The sequence below is a fragment of the Acidisoma sibiricum genome, assembly GCF_057837225.1.
This window is the reverse complement of sequence record NZ_CM174445.1, coordinates 1189057-1206898: the sequence shown is the minus strand read 5'-3', so window position 1 is coordinate 1206898 and position 17842 is coordinate 1189057. Positions and strand designations below refer to the sequence as shown.

The 17842-nt window shown below is 65.8% G+C and carries 17 protein-coding genes; 10 read left to right on the top strand and 7 right to left on the bottom strand.

Annotated features, from left to right (window positions below; all coding sequences use genetic code 11):
* Positions 1–3: 3 nt before the first annotated feature.
* Together AC3G7M_RS05875 and AC3G7M_RS05870 are read left to right on the top strand one after the other, a co-directional pair.
* Positions 4–1419, top strand: coding sequence for an MFS transporter (locus tag AC3G7M_RS05875; RefSeq protein WP_489214772.1), 1416 nt, complete (start codon positions 4–6; stop codon positions 1417–1419).
* A 61-nt stretch (positions 1420–1480) separates the two neighbouring features.
* Complete coding sequence (locus tag AC3G7M_RS05870; protein WP_489214771.1) at positions 1481–2944, top strand: mannose-1-phosphate guanylyltransferase/mannose-6-phosphate isomerase; 1464 nt, start codon at positions 1481–1483, stop codon at positions 2942–2944.
* Here AC3G7M_RS05870 and AC3G7M_RS05865 read toward each other — a convergent pair.
* From AC3G7M_RS05865 to ssb, 3 genes are all read right to left on the bottom strand, one after another.
* Positions 2941–4290 (bottom strand): chloride channel protein, encoded by a 1350-nt coding sequence (locus AC3G7M_RS05865; RefSeq protein WP_489214770.1) that lies wholly within the window; start codon positions 4288–4290, stop codon positions 2941–2943. The genes AC3G7M_RS05870 and AC3G7M_RS05865 overlap by 4 nt on opposite strands.
* A gap of 86 nt (positions 4291–4376) precedes the next feature.
* Positions 4377–6092 carry a GGDEF domain-containing protein gene (locus tag AC3G7M_RS05860; protein ID WP_489214769.1) on the bottom strand — a complete coding sequence of 572 codons (1716 nt, stop codon included), beginning with the start codon at positions 6090–6092 and terminating at the stop codon, positions 4377–4379.
* Positions 6093–6125: 33 nt separating this feature from the next.
* Positions 6126–6650 carry a single-stranded DNA-binding protein gene (gene ssb / locus AC3G7M_RS05855; protein ID WP_489214768.1) on the bottom strand — a complete coding sequence of 175 codons (525 nt, stop codon included), beginning with the start codon at positions 6648–6650 and terminating at the stop codon, positions 6126–6128.
* A 323-nt stretch (positions 6651–6973) separates the two neighbouring features.
* Between ssb and uvrA the strand changes: the two genes are divergently transcribed.
* From uvrA to AC3G7M_RS05840, 3 genes are all read left to right on the top strand, one after another.
* A complete protein-coding gene (uvrA, locus tag AC3G7M_RS05850) occupies positions 6974–9871 on the top strand; it encodes an excinuclease ABC subunit UvrA (RefSeq protein WP_489214767.1) in 2898 nt (965 codons plus the stop codon).
* A 161-nt stretch (positions 9872–10032) separates the two neighbouring features.
* On the top strand, positions 10033–10467 hold the full coding sequence (locus AC3G7M_RS05845) for a CBS domain-containing protein (protein ID WP_489214766.1): 435 nt from the start codon (positions 10033–10035) through the stop codon (positions 10465–10467).
* Between the two features lie 86 nt (positions 10468–10553).
* Complete coding sequence (locus tag AC3G7M_RS05840; protein WP_489214765.1) at positions 10554–11255, top strand: SDR family NAD(P)-dependent oxidoreductase; 702 nt, start codon at positions 10554–10556, stop codon at positions 11253–11255.
* 30 nt (positions 11256–11285) lie between these two features.
* Here AC3G7M_RS05840 and AC3G7M_RS05835 read toward each other — a convergent pair whose 3' ends face one another.
* On the bottom strand, positions 11286–11810 hold the full coding sequence (locus AC3G7M_RS05835) for a GNAT family N-acetyltransferase (protein ID WP_489214764.1): 525 nt from the start codon (positions 11808–11810) through the stop codon (positions 11286–11288).
* 32 nt (positions 11811–11842) lie between these two features.
* A complete protein-coding gene (locus tag AC3G7M_RS05830) occupies positions 11843–12208 on the bottom strand; it encodes a VOC family protein (protein WP_489214763.1) in 366 nt (121 codons plus the stop codon).
* Between the two features lie 161 nt (positions 12209–12369).
* On the opposite strand from AC3G7M_RS05830, the gene AC3G7M_RS05825 reads away from it, so the two are divergent.
* The 3 genes from AC3G7M_RS05825 (at position 12370) to AC3G7M_RS05815 (ending at position 15051) form a co-directional block, all read left to right on the top strand.
* The gene (locus tag AC3G7M_RS05825; RefSeq protein WP_489214762.1) at positions 12370–13650 is read left to right on the top strand and encodes an Hsp70 family protein; all 1281 of its coding nucleotides are present in this window, start codon (positions 12370–12372) and stop codon (positions 13648–13650) included.
* 106 nt (positions 13651–13756) lie between these two features.
* Positions 13757–14203, top strand: a complete 447-nt coding sequence (locus tag AC3G7M_RS05820) for a hypothetical protein (protein WP_489214761.1) — start codon at positions 13757–13759, stop codon at positions 14201–14203.
* Between the two features lie 86 nt (positions 14204–14289).
* Entirely contained in the window at positions 14290–15051 is a 762-nt protein-coding gene (locus AC3G7M_RS05815) for a YdcF family protein (protein ID WP_489214760.1), read from the top strand.
* On the opposite strand, the gene AC3G7M_RS05810 is transcribed toward AC3G7M_RS05815, so the two are convergent.
* On the bottom strand, positions 14988–15521 hold the full coding sequence (locus tag AC3G7M_RS05810) for a M23 family metallopeptidase (RefSeq protein WP_489214759.1): 534 nt from the start codon (positions 15519–15521) through the stop codon (positions 14988–14990). The two genes, AC3G7M_RS05815 and AC3G7M_RS05810, sit on opposite strands and share 64 nt — an antisense overlap.
* Positions 15522–15602: 81 nt before the next feature.
* Between AC3G7M_RS05810 and AC3G7M_RS05805 the strand changes: the two genes are divergently transcribed.
* The gene (locus AC3G7M_RS05805; protein WP_489214758.1) at positions 15603–16268 is read left to right on the top strand and encodes an OmpW/AlkL family protein; all 666 of its coding nucleotides are present in this window, start codon (positions 15603–15605) and stop codon (positions 16266–16268) included.
* A 72-nt stretch (positions 16269–16340) separates the two neighbouring features.
* Entirely contained in the window at positions 16341–17300 is a 960-nt protein-coding gene (locus AC3G7M_RS05800; RefSeq protein ID WP_489214757.1) for an NAD(P)H-dependent glycerol-3-phosphate dehydrogenase, read from the top strand.
* An 18-nt stretch (positions 17301–17318) separates the two neighbouring features.
* Here the strand turns inward: AC3G7M_RS05800 and AC3G7M_RS05795 are convergent, their stop codons facing one another.
* Positions 17319–17798, bottom strand: a complete 480-nt coding sequence (locus AC3G7M_RS05795) for an Lrp/AsnC family transcriptional regulator (RefSeq protein WP_489214756.1) — start codon at positions 17796–17798, stop codon at positions 17319–17321.
* Positions 17799–17842 lie beyond the last annotated feature (44 nt).

Genomic DNA, 17842 nt, shown 5'->3' with positions numbered 1-17842 from the left:
GCGATGCGCGACGCTCAACTGACGCGGCTCACCGCCCTCCTGGTCGCCGGCTGCGGCTTCATGGAATTTCTGGACGGTACCGTCATCAATACGGCCCTGCCGCGCATGGCGGAAAGCTTCCGGGTTCATCCCGTCGACCTCAATCTCGGCATCACAGCCTATATGATCATGCTGGCGGCCGGCATTCCGCTCAGCGGCTGGGCGGCCGAGCGCTTCGGGGCCCGCGCCGTCTTCGCCAGCGCCATTTTGATCTTCACGGCCGCTTCCGCGGCCTGCGGCCTGTCGAACGGATTATGGACCTTCTTTGCCGCGCGCGTCCTGCAGGGGCTGGGGGGCGCCATGATGGTGCCGGTCGGCCGGCTCGTCGTGCTGCGCGTGACGCCGAAATCCGAGCTGATGCGGGCCACGGCGCTGATCACCTGGCCCGCCCTCGTCGCCCCCATCCTCGGGCCCGTGGTCGGCGGCTTTCTCACCACCTACGCCTCCTGGCGCTGGATCTTCTTCCTCAATGTGCCGATCGGCCTGGTCGGCCTGATCGCCACGATGCTGATCATCCGCGACGGCACCCGCGCCGGGCCGCGCAAGCTCGATATTCCGGGCGCCATCCTCAGCGGCCTCACCGCCATCACCTTCGTCTATGGCGCCAGCCTCGCCGGCACCGCCTCCGGCAATCTGGGCTTGAGCCTCGGTCTCATGGTGCTTGGCGCGCTCGGGGCCTGGGCGACGGCCCGCCACGCCAAATACGCCCGCACGCCGCTGATCGAATTTTCAGCCCTCGCCATCCCCAGCTTCCGCGCGACGCTGCGCGGCGGCTCGCTCATCCGCATCGGCATCAATGCCGCGCCCTTCCTGCTGCCGCTCATGTTCCAGCTCGGCTTTCACCGCAGTCCGGTCGCAGCCGGCTCGCTGCTGCTGGTGCTCTTCGTCGGCAATCTGGCCATCAAGCCGCTCACTTCGCCCCTGATGCGCCGCTTCGGCTTCCGCCGCGTGCTGATTATCAACGGGCTCATCCTCGCCTTTACCTTCCTCGGCTTCGCGCTGGTGAACGACACGACCCCGGCCTGGCTGCTCCTGCCCCTGCTGCTGGTCAGCGGCATGGCGCGGTCGACGGAGTTCACGGCCATGAACACGCTCGCCTATGCCGATATCCCGGCCGAGCGCATGACCTCGGCCAATACGCTGTTCAATCTCGGCCAGCAGGTCGCCTTCGGGCTCGGCGTCGCGGTCGGCGCCATTCTGCTACGCCTGGGCCATGGCCTGCTCGGCGGCCACCAGCTCACCGTCAGCGATTTCCACTTCGCCTTCGCCGCAACCTTCCTTTTCTCGCTGCTGGGCATCGCGGATTTCCTGCCGCTTCCGGCCCAGGCCGGGGCCAATGTCAGCGGACATCAGGCGAAGGGCGTAGCGCGCAATGATTGAATTGCGCGCGCCATGGTCATAAACGTCCTTTGCAGGAACTGCCAAAAGGGACTCCGGTACAATGCAATTGGACCTCAAGACTGAGTTGTCGCGCCGGAGCGCGTCGGCACAGACTGTCGTGCCCGTCATCCTCTCGGGCGGCTCCGGCACCCGGCTTTGGCCGGTGTCGCGGGAAAGCTTCCCGAAGCAGTTCTGGCCGCTGGCCTCCGAAAAGCCGCTCATCGCCGAAACTGCGCTGCGCACCTTCGGTGGCGAATTCGCGCCGCCCATGATTGTGTGCAACGAGGCGCACCGCTTCATGGTGGCCGAGCAGATGCGTGAAAACGGCGTCACCGGGGCTCGCATCGTGCTCGAGCCGGTAGGCCGCAACAGCGCGCCGGCCATCGCCGCCGCCGCGCTTCTCCTCGCCCAGGATGATCCTCAGGCCGTCATCTGCATGATGGCGGCGGATGCCGCGATCCCCGATGGCCCGGCGCTCCGCCAGGCGCTGCTGACCGCGGCCGAGGTCGCGCGCACCGGCATGGTCGTCACCCTCGGCATTCACCCGACCAAGCCCGAGACCGGCTTCGGCTATATCGAAATGGGCGCGGCGATCGAAAAGACGCCGCAGGCGCATAAGCTGACCCGCTTCATCGAAAAGCCGGACGCCGCACTCGCGCAAAAGCTCATCGCCACGGGCAGCGTGCTGTGGAATTCCGGCATCTTCGTCTTCACCGTCAGCACCCTGCTGGAAGAGCTGCAGGCCCATGCCCCGCATGTGCTGGCGACCGTCCGCCGCGCGGTCGAGGCGCGCACCACCGATCTTGATTTCATCCGTCTCGGCCGTGAAGCCTTCGCCGCCTGCCCCAATATCAGCCTCGATTATGCGGTCGCGGAGCATACCACCCGCGCCGCCGTGGTTCCGGTCAATTTCCACTGGTCCGACGTGGGCAGCTGGAGCGCGCTTTGGGATCTGGGCGAGAAGGACGCCACCGGCAATGTCGCCGTCGGCGACGTCATCCTGCAGGACGCCCAGAATTGCTACGTGCGCAGCGACGGCATGCTGACCGCCGTGCTCGGCCTGGATGACGCGATCGTCGTGGTGACCGAGGATGCCGTCCTTGCCGCGCACAAGGACCACGCCCAGGACGTGAAGAAGATCGTCGAGCGGCTGAAAGCCGAGAAGCGCGCGGAAGCCACGACCCATAATCTCAGCTACCGCCCCTGGGGCCATTATGAGGTGCTGATCCTGGGCGACCGCTTCCAGGTCAAGCGCATCGTCGTCAAATCGGGTGAGAAGCTGTCCCTGCAAAGCCATTTCCACCGCGCCGAACATTGGGTCGTGGTCGAAGGCACGGCCATCGTGACGCGGGACGAGGATGAGATTCTGGTCCGCGAAAACGAGAGCATCTATCTGCCGCTGGGCTGCAAGCATCGCCTCTACAATCCCGGCCGGATTCCGCTCACGCTGATCGAAGTGCAGTCCGGCGCCTATCTGGGTGAGGACGATATCGTCCGCTACGAAGACACCTACGGCCGCAATTAAGCGGCCGTTTCCGGCGGCGCCGTGATCGTGCTTGTGGTCTCGGTGTCGCGCAGGAACCGTTTGGCGAGCGTCGCGTAAAGCGGGCGGCGGCAAACCAGTCGGGAGGTCGCATAGCCCAGCATGGCGGTCGCCATGATCGGTATCGTCATCTGCTGGTTCGCCGTCATTTCCAGCACGATGACGAAAGCCGTGATCGGCGCCTGCACGACGCCCGCGAAATAGCCCGCCATCCCCAGTAGCACGATGGCCCGCGCCGGGCTTCCGGGCATGAAATGCGCAAGCCAGCTGCCGAGTGACGCGCCCACCGACAGCGAGGGCGCGAAGATGCCGCCCGGAATGCCGCTGAGATAGGAAATGGCGCTCGCCAGAAATTTCAGAATGAAGAAGGTCACCGGCAGCCTGGCGTCGCCCTCGACCAGCATGCGCGCCTGGGTATAACCGGTGCCGTAGGTGGCCCCGCCCGATGCCAGGCCGATGATCGCAATCAAAAGGCCGCAGAAGGCGGCAAAGCCGACCGGATAGGCCTTGATCCAGCGGCCGATCCGGCCCGGCACGCCGCGGGTGATCACGATCAGGCTCTGGCTGAAGGCGCCGCCAAGCAATCCGCCGATGACCCCGCACAGCAGTACCGCGAACCATCCGGCGCCCAAGGGCAGGCTGACGGAGGTCACGCCGAAATAGGTATAATTGCCCGACAGCGCGAGCGTCGCGATGCCGCCCAGGATCACCGCCGTCAGCACCATGCCGCTGGTGCGGGATTCGAAGCTGTGGCTCAGCTCCTCGATCGCGAAGACGATCCCGGCGAGCGGCGTATTGAAGGCGGCTGCCACGCCGGCCGCGCCTCCCGCAAGCACCAGGCCGCGCTGCGTCTCCAGCCGCGGCAGGCGCAGCGCCCGCCCCAGCGCCTGCATGATCGAGGCACCCACCTGCACCGTCGGCCCCTCGCGGCCGATGGAGGCGCCCGACAGCAGTCCCAGCAAGGTGAGCAGCACCTTGCCCAGCCCCACCCGCAGCGACAGCACCCGGGCAATCCGCCCCTCGTCCTGCATATGCATGGCGGCGATCACCTGCGGAATGCCGCTGCCCTGCGCGCCCGGAAAAACCCGCTGGGTCAGCAGGACGGAGAGTGCAAATCCCGCCGGGGCGATGAACAGCGCCAGCCAATGATGGCGGCCCGTCATCCAGGAAAACCCCTGCTGCGCCCAATCTGCCAGATTGGCGAAGCCGATGGCGACGAAGGCGACCATGATCGCGCCCACCCAAAAGGCCAGGCGGCGGGCCCAGAGTCGCGGAGAGGTCAATGGCAGCTGGCGCCACGCGCGCAGGACGCGCCGATTCAGTTTCATAGCCATCTCTGGAGATATGAGAACGCGGACAAGGAATAGCGTGGCCGGAACAAAGGGCCAGCCCCGTGACGCCTCATGATGTCCGGTTAATGGAGGCGGGAAGCCGGCGTCAAGGACGGCTCCGTCTTGGTCGGCCCATGCATGACGATGCGATCGCGGCCGGCCTTCTTCGCATCATACAGCCGCTGGTCAGCCAGGGCCATGACAGCCGCCGGGTTCGCCGCCTCCGGCGCATGGGCAATGCCGATGCTGAGCGTGACATAAAGACAGGGATGGATGCGCGACCAATCCCAGTTCCGCATCACCTGGCAGATGCGCCGGCAGGTTCGCGCCGCGGTCACGGTGTCGCCGCCTTCGACCAGCAGCACGAATTCCTCTCCCCCGTAGCGGAACAGCCGGTCGCGCTCGCGCGTCCCGACCTTCAGCAGGGTTGCAACCTGGCGCAGGACCTCATCCCCCGTGGCATGGGAGAGGCTGTCATTGACCTGCTTGAAATGATCGATATCGATCATGGCGATGGCATAGCCGATGGCCGGATCGCGATCGAGCAGAAGCAAGGCTCGCTCCAGGCCGCGCCGATTGGGCAGGCCGGTCAGCTGATCCTCCATGCTGGCGTTCATCAGAAGCGTGGCTTCCTGGGTCAGCGCGCGGTTCACCTCCTCCAGCGCATCCGCGCGCGACCGTTCCGCCTCCATGCTGACCTGCAACTGCCGCGTCTCGTACTGGATCGCCGCGACACGCGAGCGGATCAAGGCACTCGCGGCCGTCTTGCGGACATAGCGGTCATGGAAGATGCGATGCCAGCGTAGCCCCTCGGCGAAGTCTCCCGCCCGGCTCCAGGCGTCGGACAGGACCTGGCAACAGGGCACGCCCGTCTCGACGTCGCGCAGTTCATCGGCAAGGGTAAGGGCTGCGGTCAGGGTATAGATGGCGGCCTTTGCCTCGCCGGCGGCAAGCTGCACCTTGCCGAGGATGAAGAGATGGGCCAGGCGGGACCGTGATCCGCCGCCGCCATCCACCATCTCGACCTGGGCCAGCAGTTGCGCTGCCTCGTCATGGTCCCCACTCCGCAGATAGTAGTCGGTCAGATTGACGATCGCGAGCTGCAAGATCCAGGCATCGCCGGTCTGCTGGGACAGGCGGAGCGCTTCCGTGCCATAGTCCTTGGCGCGATCAAGCCCCGTCGGCGCGTCCTTCGCCTCGCCCTTCTTGTCGCGTGTCTTCTGCTGCCAAAGCTCAGCCTCGATCTCGCCCAGGTTGATCAGCCAGCGTGCCAGATCGATGGGTTCATCGATCTGCCGCGCGAGACTGACGGCACGGCCCACAAAGTCCAGGGCGCGATCGAACTGGCCCAGCATCCAGAAGACGACGCCGGCCACATTGGACGCAAAGCTGATGGCGCGATCGTCGCCCAGGCTCTCGGCCAGCTCCAGCGCGCGCATGGCTTCGTCCAGCGCCTCATGGGCGGAGCCGATTTCGATGAGCAGCCAGGCATAGGTGGCGCGGGCAAAGGTCTCGCCCTGGTGGTCGGCCAGCGTGCAGAAAACCTCGCAGGCCGACAGGACATGGAGCATCCCCTCCTCGTAATGCCCCTGCATGAAGCAGTACCAGCCGAGATGGGAGGCAGCCCGCGCGCAGCCCGCGGCATCGCCCTCAGCCGCCGCGTTTTCATAGGCCTGCTGGGCCAGCGCCAGGGCCGCATCGACCCGGCCCGTGCAGGACAGATCCCAGGCGCGCTGAAGTTCGGGACTGACCTGCTTGGAGGGCAGCTTTGCAGCCGAGGGAACATTCGGTCGGATCATCCCGCCATCAGTGCCCCCGGCCGCATCATGGACTTAGAAGGGGATTTCGTCGTCCAGGTCGGCGCCGCGGCCAGGGCCGCTATCCCAGCCGGAGGATGCCGGGGCCCGCGCGCCAGCCGCCGGACGATCGGCGGTGCTGCGGCTATAGCTGCGCTCGCCGCCACCGGCAGCGCCGGCACCGCCGGCAGAGGCCCCACCGCCCTCACCGGCACGATCGAGCAGCACCAGTTCGGCGCCGATGCGGCCGAGCAGAACCTCGGTCGTATAGCGGTCCGCACCAGACTGATCCGTCCATTTGCGGGTCTGCAGCTTGCCCTCCAGATAGACTTTGCTGCCCTTGCGCAGGAAGCGCTCGGCGACATCCGCCAGACGGTCGTTCATGATGACAACGCTGTGCCATTCCGTGCGCTCCTGGCGCTCGCCGCTCGCCTTGTCGTTCCAGCTCTCGGACGTTGCAATGCGCAGATTGACGATCTTCATGCCCGCCTGGGTATTGCGGACCTCTGGATCTTTGCCGAGGTTCCCGATCAGGGTCACTTTGTTGACGCTACCCGCCATGCTCTCAGTCTCCGTCGGCAATTTAGTCTTAAAAGTTTAAGTTTAGCCGAAAGCCGGCCCGGCAGCCAGTGATTGCACGGTCCGGCCCACATATTTCATTTCATCATCGCAACGCACTACCCCGGACGCAAGCCCTCCGGCGGCCGCTGCCCTTTACTTTCTGGCAGCCGGCGCCAATCTCTGGCTTCCGGCGCCTCCGCCGCCAGCTCCCCCGCGCGTCCGGCCCCACGAAAAGGTCCATTGCAGCAGAGGCGCTCGACGGCGCGTGCCAAAGCCTGTACGTGAACAAGTCACGAACATCAATCGAGAATATGGTCCCCAGAGTGGCACAGATTAAAGCCGGCTCCTCCATTACCGTGCGTGGCGCGCGCGAGCACAACCTCAAAAATATCGACGTCGCGATCCCCCGGGACAGTCTTGTCGTGATCACCGGGCTGTCCGGGTCTGGAAAATCCTCCCTCGCCTTCGACACCATCTATGCCGAAGGCCAGCGCCGCTACGTCGAAAGCCTCTCCTCTTATGCCCGGCAGTTCCTGGAACTGATGGGCAAGCCGGATGTGGATAGTATCGAGGGCCTGTCCCCCGCCATTTCCATCGAGCAGAAAACCACCAGCCGCAATCCGCGCTCGACCGTCGGCACGGTGACGGAAATCCACGATTACATGCGCCTGCTCTGGGCGCGCGTCGGCATCCCCTATTCGCCTGCCACCGGCCTGCCGATCGAAGCGCAGACCGTCAGCCAGATGGTCGATCGCGTCATGGCCATGCCGGAAGGCACGCGCCTGCTGCTGCTGGCCCCCGTCGTGCGCGACCGCAAGGGCGAATACCGCAAGGAACTGGCCGAGCTGCAGCGCAAGGGCTTCACCCGCGCCAAGGTTGACGGCACGCTCTATGAAATCGCCGAAGTCCCCTCCCTCAACCGCAAGCTCAAGCACGATATCGAGGCGGTGGTGGATCGCATCGTCGTCCGCCCGGGGATCGAGACGCGGCTTGCCGATAGTTTCGAGACGGCCATCACCCTCGCCGATGGCATCGCCTATACCGAACCGCCGGATGCGCCCAAGGACGGCAGCGCCCGCACCACCTTCTCCTCCCGCTTCGCCTGTCCGGTCAGCGGCTTCACGATCGAGGAGATCGAGCCGCGTCTCTTCAGCTTCAATTCGCCCCATGGGGCCTGCCCGGCCTGTGACGGGCTGGGTCTGGAAACCTTTTTTGATGCGGCGCTGGTGGTGCCCGATGAGCGCCGGCCGCTGAATGCCGGTGCCGTCGCGCCCTGGGCCAGCAGCCAGACGCCCTATTATGACCAGACGCTGCAGGGCCTCGCCAAGCATTTCAAAGTGAAGATGACCACGCCCTGGGCTGACCTGCCTGAGCGCGCGCAGCAGGGCATCCTCAACGGCACCGGCAATGAGCCTGTCGAACTTGTCTACAAGGATGGCGTCCGCGCCTATTCGGTCACCAAACCTTTCGAGGGCGTCCTCAAGAACCTTGCCCGCCGCTGGAAGGAGACCGACAGTGCCTGGGCGCGGGAGGAACTCTCCCGCTATCAGGCCGAAAAACCCTGCGCCGTCTGCCATGGCGCGCGCCTCAAGCCCGAGGCGCTGGCCGTGCGCATCGCCGGCTCGACCATCGCGGAAGCCTCCGAACTCGCCATCCGCCGCGCCCTGCCCTGGTTCGAGGGCGTGCTCGACCAGCTCACCCCGCAGCGGCAGGACATCGCGCGTCGCATCCTGCGCGAAATCGTCGATCGCCTGCGCTTCCTGATGGATGTCGGGCTCGACTACCTCACCCTCGCGCGCGGCTCGACAACGCTCTCGGGCGGCGAAAGCCAGCGCATCCGTCTCGCGAGCCAGATCGGTTCAGGCCTCACCGGCGTGCTCTATGTGCTCGACGAACCTTCCATCGGCCTGCATCAGCGCGATAATGAGCGGCTGCTGGGCACGCTCCGGCGCCTCAAATCCCTCGGCAATACCGTTCTGGTGGTCGAGCATGACGAGGATGCGATCCGTGCCGCCGACCATGTCATCGACATGGGACCGGCCGCCGGCGTGAACGGCGGCTATGTCATCGCGGAAGGCACGCCGGCCGAAATCGCCGCCAACCCGAATTCCATCACCGGCGCCTATCTCTCGGGCCGCACCAGCATCCCGATGCGGGAGCAGCGCCGCCCGGTGGACCCCAAGCGGATGCTGACCCTGGTCGGCGCCCGCGGCAATAACCTGAAGGACGTCACCGCCGGCTTCCCGCTCGGCACCTTCACCTGCGTCACCGGCGTCTCGGGCGGCGGCAAATCCACCCTCGTCATCGACACGCTCTACAAGGCCGTCTCCCGCCGCCTGATGGGCTCGGGCGAGGTGCCGGCCCCCTATGACCGCATCGACGGGCTGGATCAGCTCGACAAAATCATCGACATCGACCAGTCGCCCATCGGCCGCACCCCGCGCTCCAACCCTGCGACCTATACGGATGTCTTCGCGCCCATCCGCGACTGGTTCGCGGAACTGCCGGATAGCCGCGCCCGCGGTTACAAGCCCGGCCGCTTCAGCTTCAACGTCAAAGGCGGCCGCTGCGAGGCCTGTTCCGGCGACGGCCTCATTAAGATCGAAATGCACTTTCTGCCGGATGTCTTCGTCACCTGCGACGTCTGCAAGGGCCGCCGCTACAACCGCGAAACGCTGGAAGTGAAGTTCCGCGAAAAATCCATCGCCGATGTGCTGGATATGAGCGTGGATGAGGCACTGCCCTTCTTCTCGGCCGTGCCCCGCATCTTCGACCGCTTGCAGCTTCTGGCCCAGGTCGGCCTTGGCTATGTCAAGCTCGGCCAGCAGGCGACGACGCTGTCGGGCGGCGAGGCGCAGCGCATCAAGCTCGCCAAGGAACTCGCCCGCCGCGCCACCGGGCGGACGATCTATATCCTGGACGAGCCCACCACCGGCCTGCATTTCGAGGACGTGCGCAAACTGCTCGAAGTGCTCCATCGCCTGGTCGATCAGGGCAATACCATCGTCGTCATCGAACACAATCTCGAGGTCATCAAGACCGCGGACTGGATTCTCGATCTCGGCCCCGAAGGCGGCGACGGCGGCGGCCAGGTCGTGGCCGAAGGCACGCCGGAGATGATTGCGGCCAATCCCGCCAGCCATACCGGCCGCTTCCTGGGCCCCCTGGTGCAGGGCCGGGCCGTCGAGGAAAAACCCGTCCGCCGGCGCAAGCGCGCCTGAACCAGGCGCAGCGGCCCAGCCCAGCGGCAGGGTCAAAGGTGGGGTGAGCCAGGCAGGGGCTCACCTCCCTTCGCAGTTGCACCATGTGTCCAGGGCACCCATCGGATGCACTCGCGCCGCTCTGTTGCGGCAAGGGTTCTTTCCAAAACGGGAGAATGCCCATGACCATTCAGGATATCTTGCAGCACAAGGACGCGCGTCCGGTGCTGGTGCGCCCGACCGACACCCTGCTCGCCACGGTCAGGCTCATGAATGAAAAAAGCGTCAGCGCCGTGATCGTGGAAGACGATCACCTCCGCCCCAATGCCATTTTCACCGAGCGCGATTTCGCCCGCGCCGTCGCCAAATACGGGGCACCGGCCCTGGCCCTGCCGATCGGACCGCTGAGCAGCGCGCCTTTGATCACGTGTGAACCGGGGGAGCGGGTCGACGCGGCTCTGACGCAGATGACGCGCTCGAAAATCCGCCACCTCGCGGTCACCCAGAATGGCGAGCTTCTCGGCCTCATCAGCATCGGTGACCTCGCCCGCCACAGGCTGCGGGAGAAGGAGCTGGAGGCGAATGTCCTGCTCGATCTGTCCCGCCGCCACGCCTGAGGCATGGTCGATGACAGTTATCGCCCGGGCGCCGCTGGCGGCCTAGGAACAGAAATGGTGTGATGCCGCAACCCATGGAGGCTGCGATGTCACCCTTTCCTTACGAACGCGCGCTCATCATCGGGGCCGGTCCCGGCATCAGCGCGTCTGTTTCTCGCCAGTTATCGGCGGCCGGCGTCGCTGTGGCGCTGGCCGCCCGCAACACGGAGAAGCTCGCGGCTCTCGCGGCCGAGACGGGCGCCCACACCTTTGCTGCGGATGCGACCGATCCGGCGGGGGTTGCTGCGCTTTTCGCGCAGGTGGACGCGGCGATGGGTCCGCCTGACGTGCTGATCTATAACGCGAGCGGCCGTCTACGCGGCCCCCTCGCCGAGCTGGACCCGGCCGGCGTCCAGCAGGCGCTGCAGGTCTCCGCCTTCGGCGCGTTCCTGGCCGTGCAGCAGGCCGCCCAGCGCATGCTGCATCACCGGCACGGCGCCATCCTGCTCACCGGCGCCTCGGCCAGCGTCAAAGGCTTTGCCCTCTCTGCGCCTTTTGCCATGGGCAAGTTCGCGCTGCGCGGCCTGGCCCAAAGTGCGGCACGGGAACTGGGTCCCCAGGGCATCCATGTCGCCCATATCAATATTGACGGCAGCGTCCGCAGCGCCGCACGGCCGGACCCGGCTGACCGCCCGGACAGCACGCTCGACCCTGACGCCGTCGCCCAGACCTATCTCGACATTCTCCGCCAGCCGCGCAGCGCCTGGTCGCTGGAAGTCGAATTGCGGCCCTGGGTCGAGACGTTCTGACCTCGGGTCAGCGGTCGATGGTCGGCATCGTCAGCCGCTCTCGGCAGCTGTCAACGCATAGCGTTTGACGATCCGGTCAATGGGGGTCCCGTCTTTCAACGGCACGCCCACGATCCGGTCGCGATCGGCAAAGCCCAGGCTGCTGTAGAACGCGAGGCCCCCGGCATTATCAGCCCTGATCGTGGCGTTGATGGCTGACAGGCCGAGCGCCCGGGCGCGGTCACGCGTCGCGGCAAAGAGCGCGCGGCCGACGCCGCGCTGCGTGCCGTTCAGGCGCGAGAATGTCCCGATATCGCCGACGCCTGCGGGCAGCGCCGGGTTCCGGCCAAGGGTCTGGAAACCCTCAATACGCCCGGTTCCAGGATCGACTGCGACAAAGCAGCACTGGACGTCCGGCCCGACCAGATAGGCTTCGGCCAGCGCATCGGCCGTATAAGGCTTCTCCAGCGCCGTCGTGCCGCCCTGTGCGATAATCGCATTGAGCAGATCCGCAAGCGCTGCGGCATCGGCGCGCGTCACATCGCGAATCGCAAAGGTTTGGATCGGTGGGCTCATGGGGCTGGTCCTCTACGGCGAATCGGCAGCGCCTAGAACGGCGCCTCGGCCACATGCCAGAGCACGCCTGACGGATCGAAGACGAAGCCCACTTTCAGCCCCCAGGGCTGCATCGCCGGCGGGCGTGGCGGTTTGATCACGAAGTTCTCAGTCAACTGCGCGAAATCGATCCCCGCCCAGAACGTATCGACGTTCCGCACCAGCAGCTGAAGCATGAGGTTTTCTGCCAGATCGGGCTTGTAGAAATCCTGAAGAATGAAACTGCAACTGCCGAGTTTGAGAACGGCGATCGGTGGCTCGTTCAACGTCAGCCGGAAGCCGAGCGTCTCATAAAACCGCTTGGAGAGCGCGAAATCCTTGGCCGGCACGAAGGGCCGGATCGCCAGAACCTGGTCCATGCGCAGACTGCCTCTTCGTCCGTGTCACCGTCTTCTATCGCAGCGCAGGTCGCGTCGCTACAGAAGCGCATAGGCGGTGCCGTCCCTTGGGGCTTGCCATCCGCAGACGTGTGGGTTTGAACCGCCGCCCTTTGACTGTGACGGACCGGGACTAGACGCGGATGACCCAGCTGATCGGCATTGACTTCGGCACCACCAACAGCGTCCTCGCACGGCTGGAGGAAGACGGCAGCGTCACCACCACCCGCTATGCGGTCGGCGCGCGCGAGGTCGATGTCTTCCGCACTGTGCTCTGCTTTTGGAACGAGGAGCACAAGGGCCGCAACAAGCTCTGCCACGCCGCCGGGCCGTATGCGGTCGAGGCCTATCTCAACGACCCCACCGACAGCCGTCTCATCATGTCGATGAAGACCTATCTCGCGCAGCACAGTTTTTCGCGCACCAATATCTTCGGCAAGATCTTCACGCTGGAAGACATGATCGCCTCTTTCCTGGATGGACTTTTCCAGGGTGCGCGCCCCGACGCCCATATCGTCGCCGGGCGCCCGGTGCGCTTCGCGGGCGAATTGGCCGATGACGCCTTCGGCGAAAGCCGGCTCCGCGCCGCCTTCGCCCAGGCCGGCTATCCCCGCATCGACGTGGCGCTTGAGCCGGAAGCCGCGGGCTACCGCTTCGCCCGAACGCTGACCGAACCCGCGACCGTTCTGGTCGGCGATTTCGGCGGTGGCACCAGCGATTTCTCGGTCATCCGTTTCGACCCGACAAGCAGCCGCGGCGTCAAGCCGCTCGGCTATTCCGGCGTCGGCATCGCCGGCGACACCTTCGACTATCGCATCATCGATCATGTCGTCTCGCCGCTCCTCGGCAAGGGCGACACCTATTCCGTCATGGGCACAGACCTGCCGGTGCCGCCTGAATATTTCAGCGGCTTCGCGCGCTGGCACCGCCTGTCGCTGATGAAGGCGCCGCGCACGCTGCGGGCGATCGAGGAGGTCGCGGCCGCCAGCCGCAATCCCGACAAGCTGCGCATGCTGCTGCGGCTGATCGAGGATGAGCTGGGCTATCAGCTCTATCAGACGGTCAGCGCCGTAAAGGCGGAATTGTCGCGGTCGGAAAGTGCAGTCCTGCGCTTCGCCCATGGCGATCTCGCCATCGAGCGGACCATCGCGCGCGCCGAGTTCGAGCACTGGATCGCGCCGGACCTGCGCCGCCTCTCCACCGCCGTCGATCAGGCGCTGGCCCATGCCGGCCTGGCGGCGGCTGACATCGACCGCGTCTTCCTCACCGGGGGCACCTCCTTCGTGCCGGCCGTGCGCGGCTTGTTTGACACGCGCTTCGGTGCCGAGCGGGTCTCGGGCGGCGGCGAGTTCGTCTCCGTCGCCGAAGGTCTGGCCATGATCGGCCGTGACCGGGCCATGAACGGGCTGCTCACCCTGGCCTAAAGGACAGCGCGACAGCGCCGGATAAACCTTCCTTAATTCGGCGTTGCGTTGTTTACCGGCGCGCCAGGACGTAGCGTGCGGCCGCAGCTTGGCAAAGGAATCTCGAATGTCCCGTTCTGCTTACATGAAGCGCCTTGGCGTGCCCGCCGTGCTGGCGGTGGCCGCGCTCGTCGGTCTCAGCGGCGCCGCGTCTGCGCAAAGCAATGCCTGCGGCGTGCCGCCCTCCGGTCTGGTGCGGCTCTGGGCCGGCATCGGCTGCCAGGGCCAGTCGGCTGACTTCGCCGTCAGCAGTCAGGTCAGCAATTTCCCGGCCTATTCGGTCTCCAACGGCACTGGCCAGTGGATCGCGCTGTCGGACGCGGCAGATCCCGCCCAGGCGCATCACACGCTGCTCGTCCAGAACGGCTGCTACTATCCCGACCTCAGCCAGTTCCATTGGCTGAACGGCCTCTCCTGGGTTGGCAATATTCGCGCCGTCGCCATCCTGCCGCCGGGCGGCAGCCCCAATACCTATCCCTATGGCGGCGACAAGGTGATCGGAAAGTGCAACTGAACAGCCGCGTCAGCCAGTCAGTCTAGAGAAGAACCCTGTTCATCTTCGTCCTCTCCAAGCTGGTCTGGCTGATCCTGGCGCCCAGCATGCTGCTCCTGCTGCTGGCTCTGCTGGGTCTGCTGCTGGTCATCCGTGAGCGAAGGCGGACCGGCATCGCCTGCCTGTCGGCCGCTCTCGGCGCCTATGCGGCGATCGCCCTTCTGCCGGTCGGCGCCTGGCTGATGGCGCCGATCGAGAATCGCTTTCCGCCGCCGCAATCCCTGCCCGCCTCAGTCACCGGCATCATCGTCCTCGGCGGCGCCGTCGAGACCGATATCGCGGCCGTCCGCGGCCAGCCTGCGCTCAATGCCGCGGCCGAGCGCATGACCAGCTTCGTCACCCTCGCGCGGCGCTACCCGCAGGCGCGGCTCGCCTTCACCGGCGGCAATGGCGAATTGATCCATGGCGGCCTGACGGAAGCTGATGTCGCCCGTCAGCTCTTTGACGGGCTCGGGCTTGGCGACCGCAGCGTCACCTATGAAAACCGCTCCCGCACCACCTTTGAGAATGTGCAGCGGCTCAAGGCGCTGCTGGGTCCGCAGCCGGGGCAGACCTGGCTGCTCATCACCTCGGCCTGGCATATGCCGCGCTCCATGGGCCTGTTCCAGCATGTCGGCTGGAGCGTGATTCCCTACCCCGTCGGCTATAAGACCGGTCCCGGCTGGGTCATGGCCTTCCGCGGCAGCTTCCCCGACCGGCTTGGCTTGGTCGATCTCGCAGCCCACGAATGGGTGGGGCTCACCGCCTATTGGCTGCTTGGCCGCACCGCTTCGCTGTTCCCGGCACCACAGGCTTTGACGCCGAGATAGGGTGCCGGGTCGACGCGCTTCCCGTCGATATGGATCTCGAAATAGAGATGCGTGCCGAGTGTCAGCCCGGTGCGGCCGATGCGGCCGATCCATTGCCCGGCTTTGAGCGTCCTGGCGCCATTCGCGATGGCGGGGGCGACCATGCCGAGATGGGCATAAAGCGCCTGAAATCCCGGATGCTGCACCAGCACCTCCAGCCCGCCCATGCCCTCGCGGTCGATTCGGATGATATGGCCCGGCGCCACCGCCAGCACCCTCGCCCCGGCGGCGGCGCGCAGATCCACGCCCCAGTGATAGCGCCCCGCGACGGGCGCTTGGCGCAATATCCTCGGTCCGAAGGGTGAGGTGACGCAGCCGGGACTGACCGGAAGACCTAGTTCCTTGAGCGGGGCAGATGATGCGGCTGCCGGCCCAGCGCCTGCCAGCCACAGCGCCGCCGCTATACCGGCCGCCAAGATCGTCTTATGCATGCATGTTTCTGCCTAGGCGGAGAAACCACCGCGTTCTAGAGTTCAATCCCTGAACCGTTTCTTGATCCCAGAACACACATCATGACCTTTCTTGCTTGCGCTCGCGGACTGGCCATGGCCAGCCTCGCGCTCAGTGTCTCCGTGACGGCGGCCTCCGCCCAGACCGTCGATCTGGGCGAGGATCTGGTCGCGGGCAGCTTTCTTGTGCGCGGGCGCGTCCTGGGCGTCCTTCCCCAGCATAACGGGTCCGCCATCACCCGCATCGGCGGCCATCTCGACAATTCCGACAGCGTATCGCCAGAGCTGGACCTGTCTTACTTCTTTACCGATCACATCGCGGTCGAGGGCGAAACCGGCATCCTCCATACCACGCTGACGGCAAAGGATACGCGCCTCGGCACCGTCGATATCGGCAAGGTCTCCAGCGTGCCGGTGTTTATCGTCCCGCAATACCATCTCCTGCCGCATGCGCGCTTCAACCCCTATCTGGGCGTGGGCCTGGCCATCGTTCCTTATTTTGATGACCAGCCGGCCGGCGGCCTCGTCCGCCAGCTCTCGGTCTCGTCCGAGGTCGGCGCGGTCTTCCAAATCGGCGTCGATTACCGCGTCTCCGGCCCCTGGTACGCGAATTTCGACGTCAAAAAGCTCATTCTCAGCGCCCATGCCACCGCCAATAACGGGCTCATCAGCGCCAGCGGACAGGTCAATCCCTGGATCATCGGCGCCGGCATCGGCTACCGCTTCTAACCCGCCCAAGCCCCAAGGCTGGACATCCGCGACGGAAAGCGGCACCTCGCCCCCATTCGCTGAACGGATCGGATGATGGCGCTGACCCCTGGCCCGCTTTCCCTGCTCATCATGGGCTATGGCGCCTTCGGCCAGGCCCTGGCTGGCGCCTTGCACCGGCGTGGCGATATCGCGATCTCCGTCTTCAGCCGCAATCCCCCGGCCGAGGATGCGCCGCGGGATTCCGTCTCCCGCTTCATCCACAGCCTGCAGGCGATCGATCTCGGGGCCTATGACATCGTCATCCTGGCCTTGCCGAGCGGCGCGCTTGCCTCGGTGCTCGACCAGTTGCCCCCGCACCAGCCGCGCGCCGTCATTCTCTCCTGCGTCAAAGGGATGGATGCCGAAACGCATGACTTCCCAACCGACCTGATCGCCAAGCATCTGCCCGGCCACCGCGTCGGCATGCTCTCCGGCCCCACCTTCGCCCGTGAAATGCTGGCGGGCCACGGCGTCTGGATGTCCCTCGGCTGCAAAGACGTAGAGACGGCGCAAGCCGTCTCTACGCGGCTCGCCAGCCCGCTGCTGTCGCTCACCGCCACCGCCGATCTGCGCGGCTTGGAGATCATCGGCGTCGCCAAAAATATCATCGCCATCGGCGCCGGGCTGACAGCGGGACTCGGATTGGGCGAGAATACGCGGGCAAGCTACGTCGCCCGCGGCATTGCCGAACTGGCGCGTCTTTTGCCGGCGCTGGGCGGCCGGGCAGAGACGGTGCTCTCCCCAGGCGGCCTCGGCGATCTCATTCTCACCTGCACCTCGGCGCAGTCGCGCAATTATCGCTTCGGCCAGGATGTCGGTTTGCGCCTGCTGTCGCAGCAGGAAACGGTCTCTTCCGGCATCGTGCCGCTGGCCGAAGGCAGCCGCTCCATCACGGCCTTCCTCGCCTTCATCCGCCGCTCGGGCGCGCAGTCCGCCTATTTCGACGGGCTGGCGGCGGCCATGGCCAATCCTGACGGCATGGCGGAACGGCTGACCGCGACGCTCGGCTGAGGGGTGCCGTTCGGACGATCAGATCGGCACGCCGGCGATGTTCTTGCTGGTGCGGATCGTCTGCAGGGTCTGCACGCGGCTGACTTCGGCCAGGCCCGTCAGGCGCTGCGTCAGAACATTCTCATGAGCGGCGTCACGCGCGACCAGGCGGAGCAGAAAGTCGCCGCCGCCGCGGATCATGTGGCATTCGCGGACCTCGTCCCAGGTCGCGACCTGTTTCTCGAAGCCTGAGAGGACGGCCTCCTTCTGGCTTTCCAGCCCGACGATGACAAAAAACGTAATGCTCCAGCCAAGCTTTGAGCCATCCGTCTCGGCATGATAGCCGCGAATGAGCCCCGCCTCCTCCAGCCGCCGCACGCGGCGCAGGCAGGGTGGGGCGGAAATGCCGGCGCGGCGGGCCAGCTCGACATTGGTGATGCGGCCATCGACCTGCAATTCGGTGAGAATTCTGCGGTCGATTGCGTCGAAATCGACAATCTCATTGGGTTCAGTCTTCATCGAGAGATCCAAATACTCCAAAGCGCCGCAAAGCACAGGCCGCG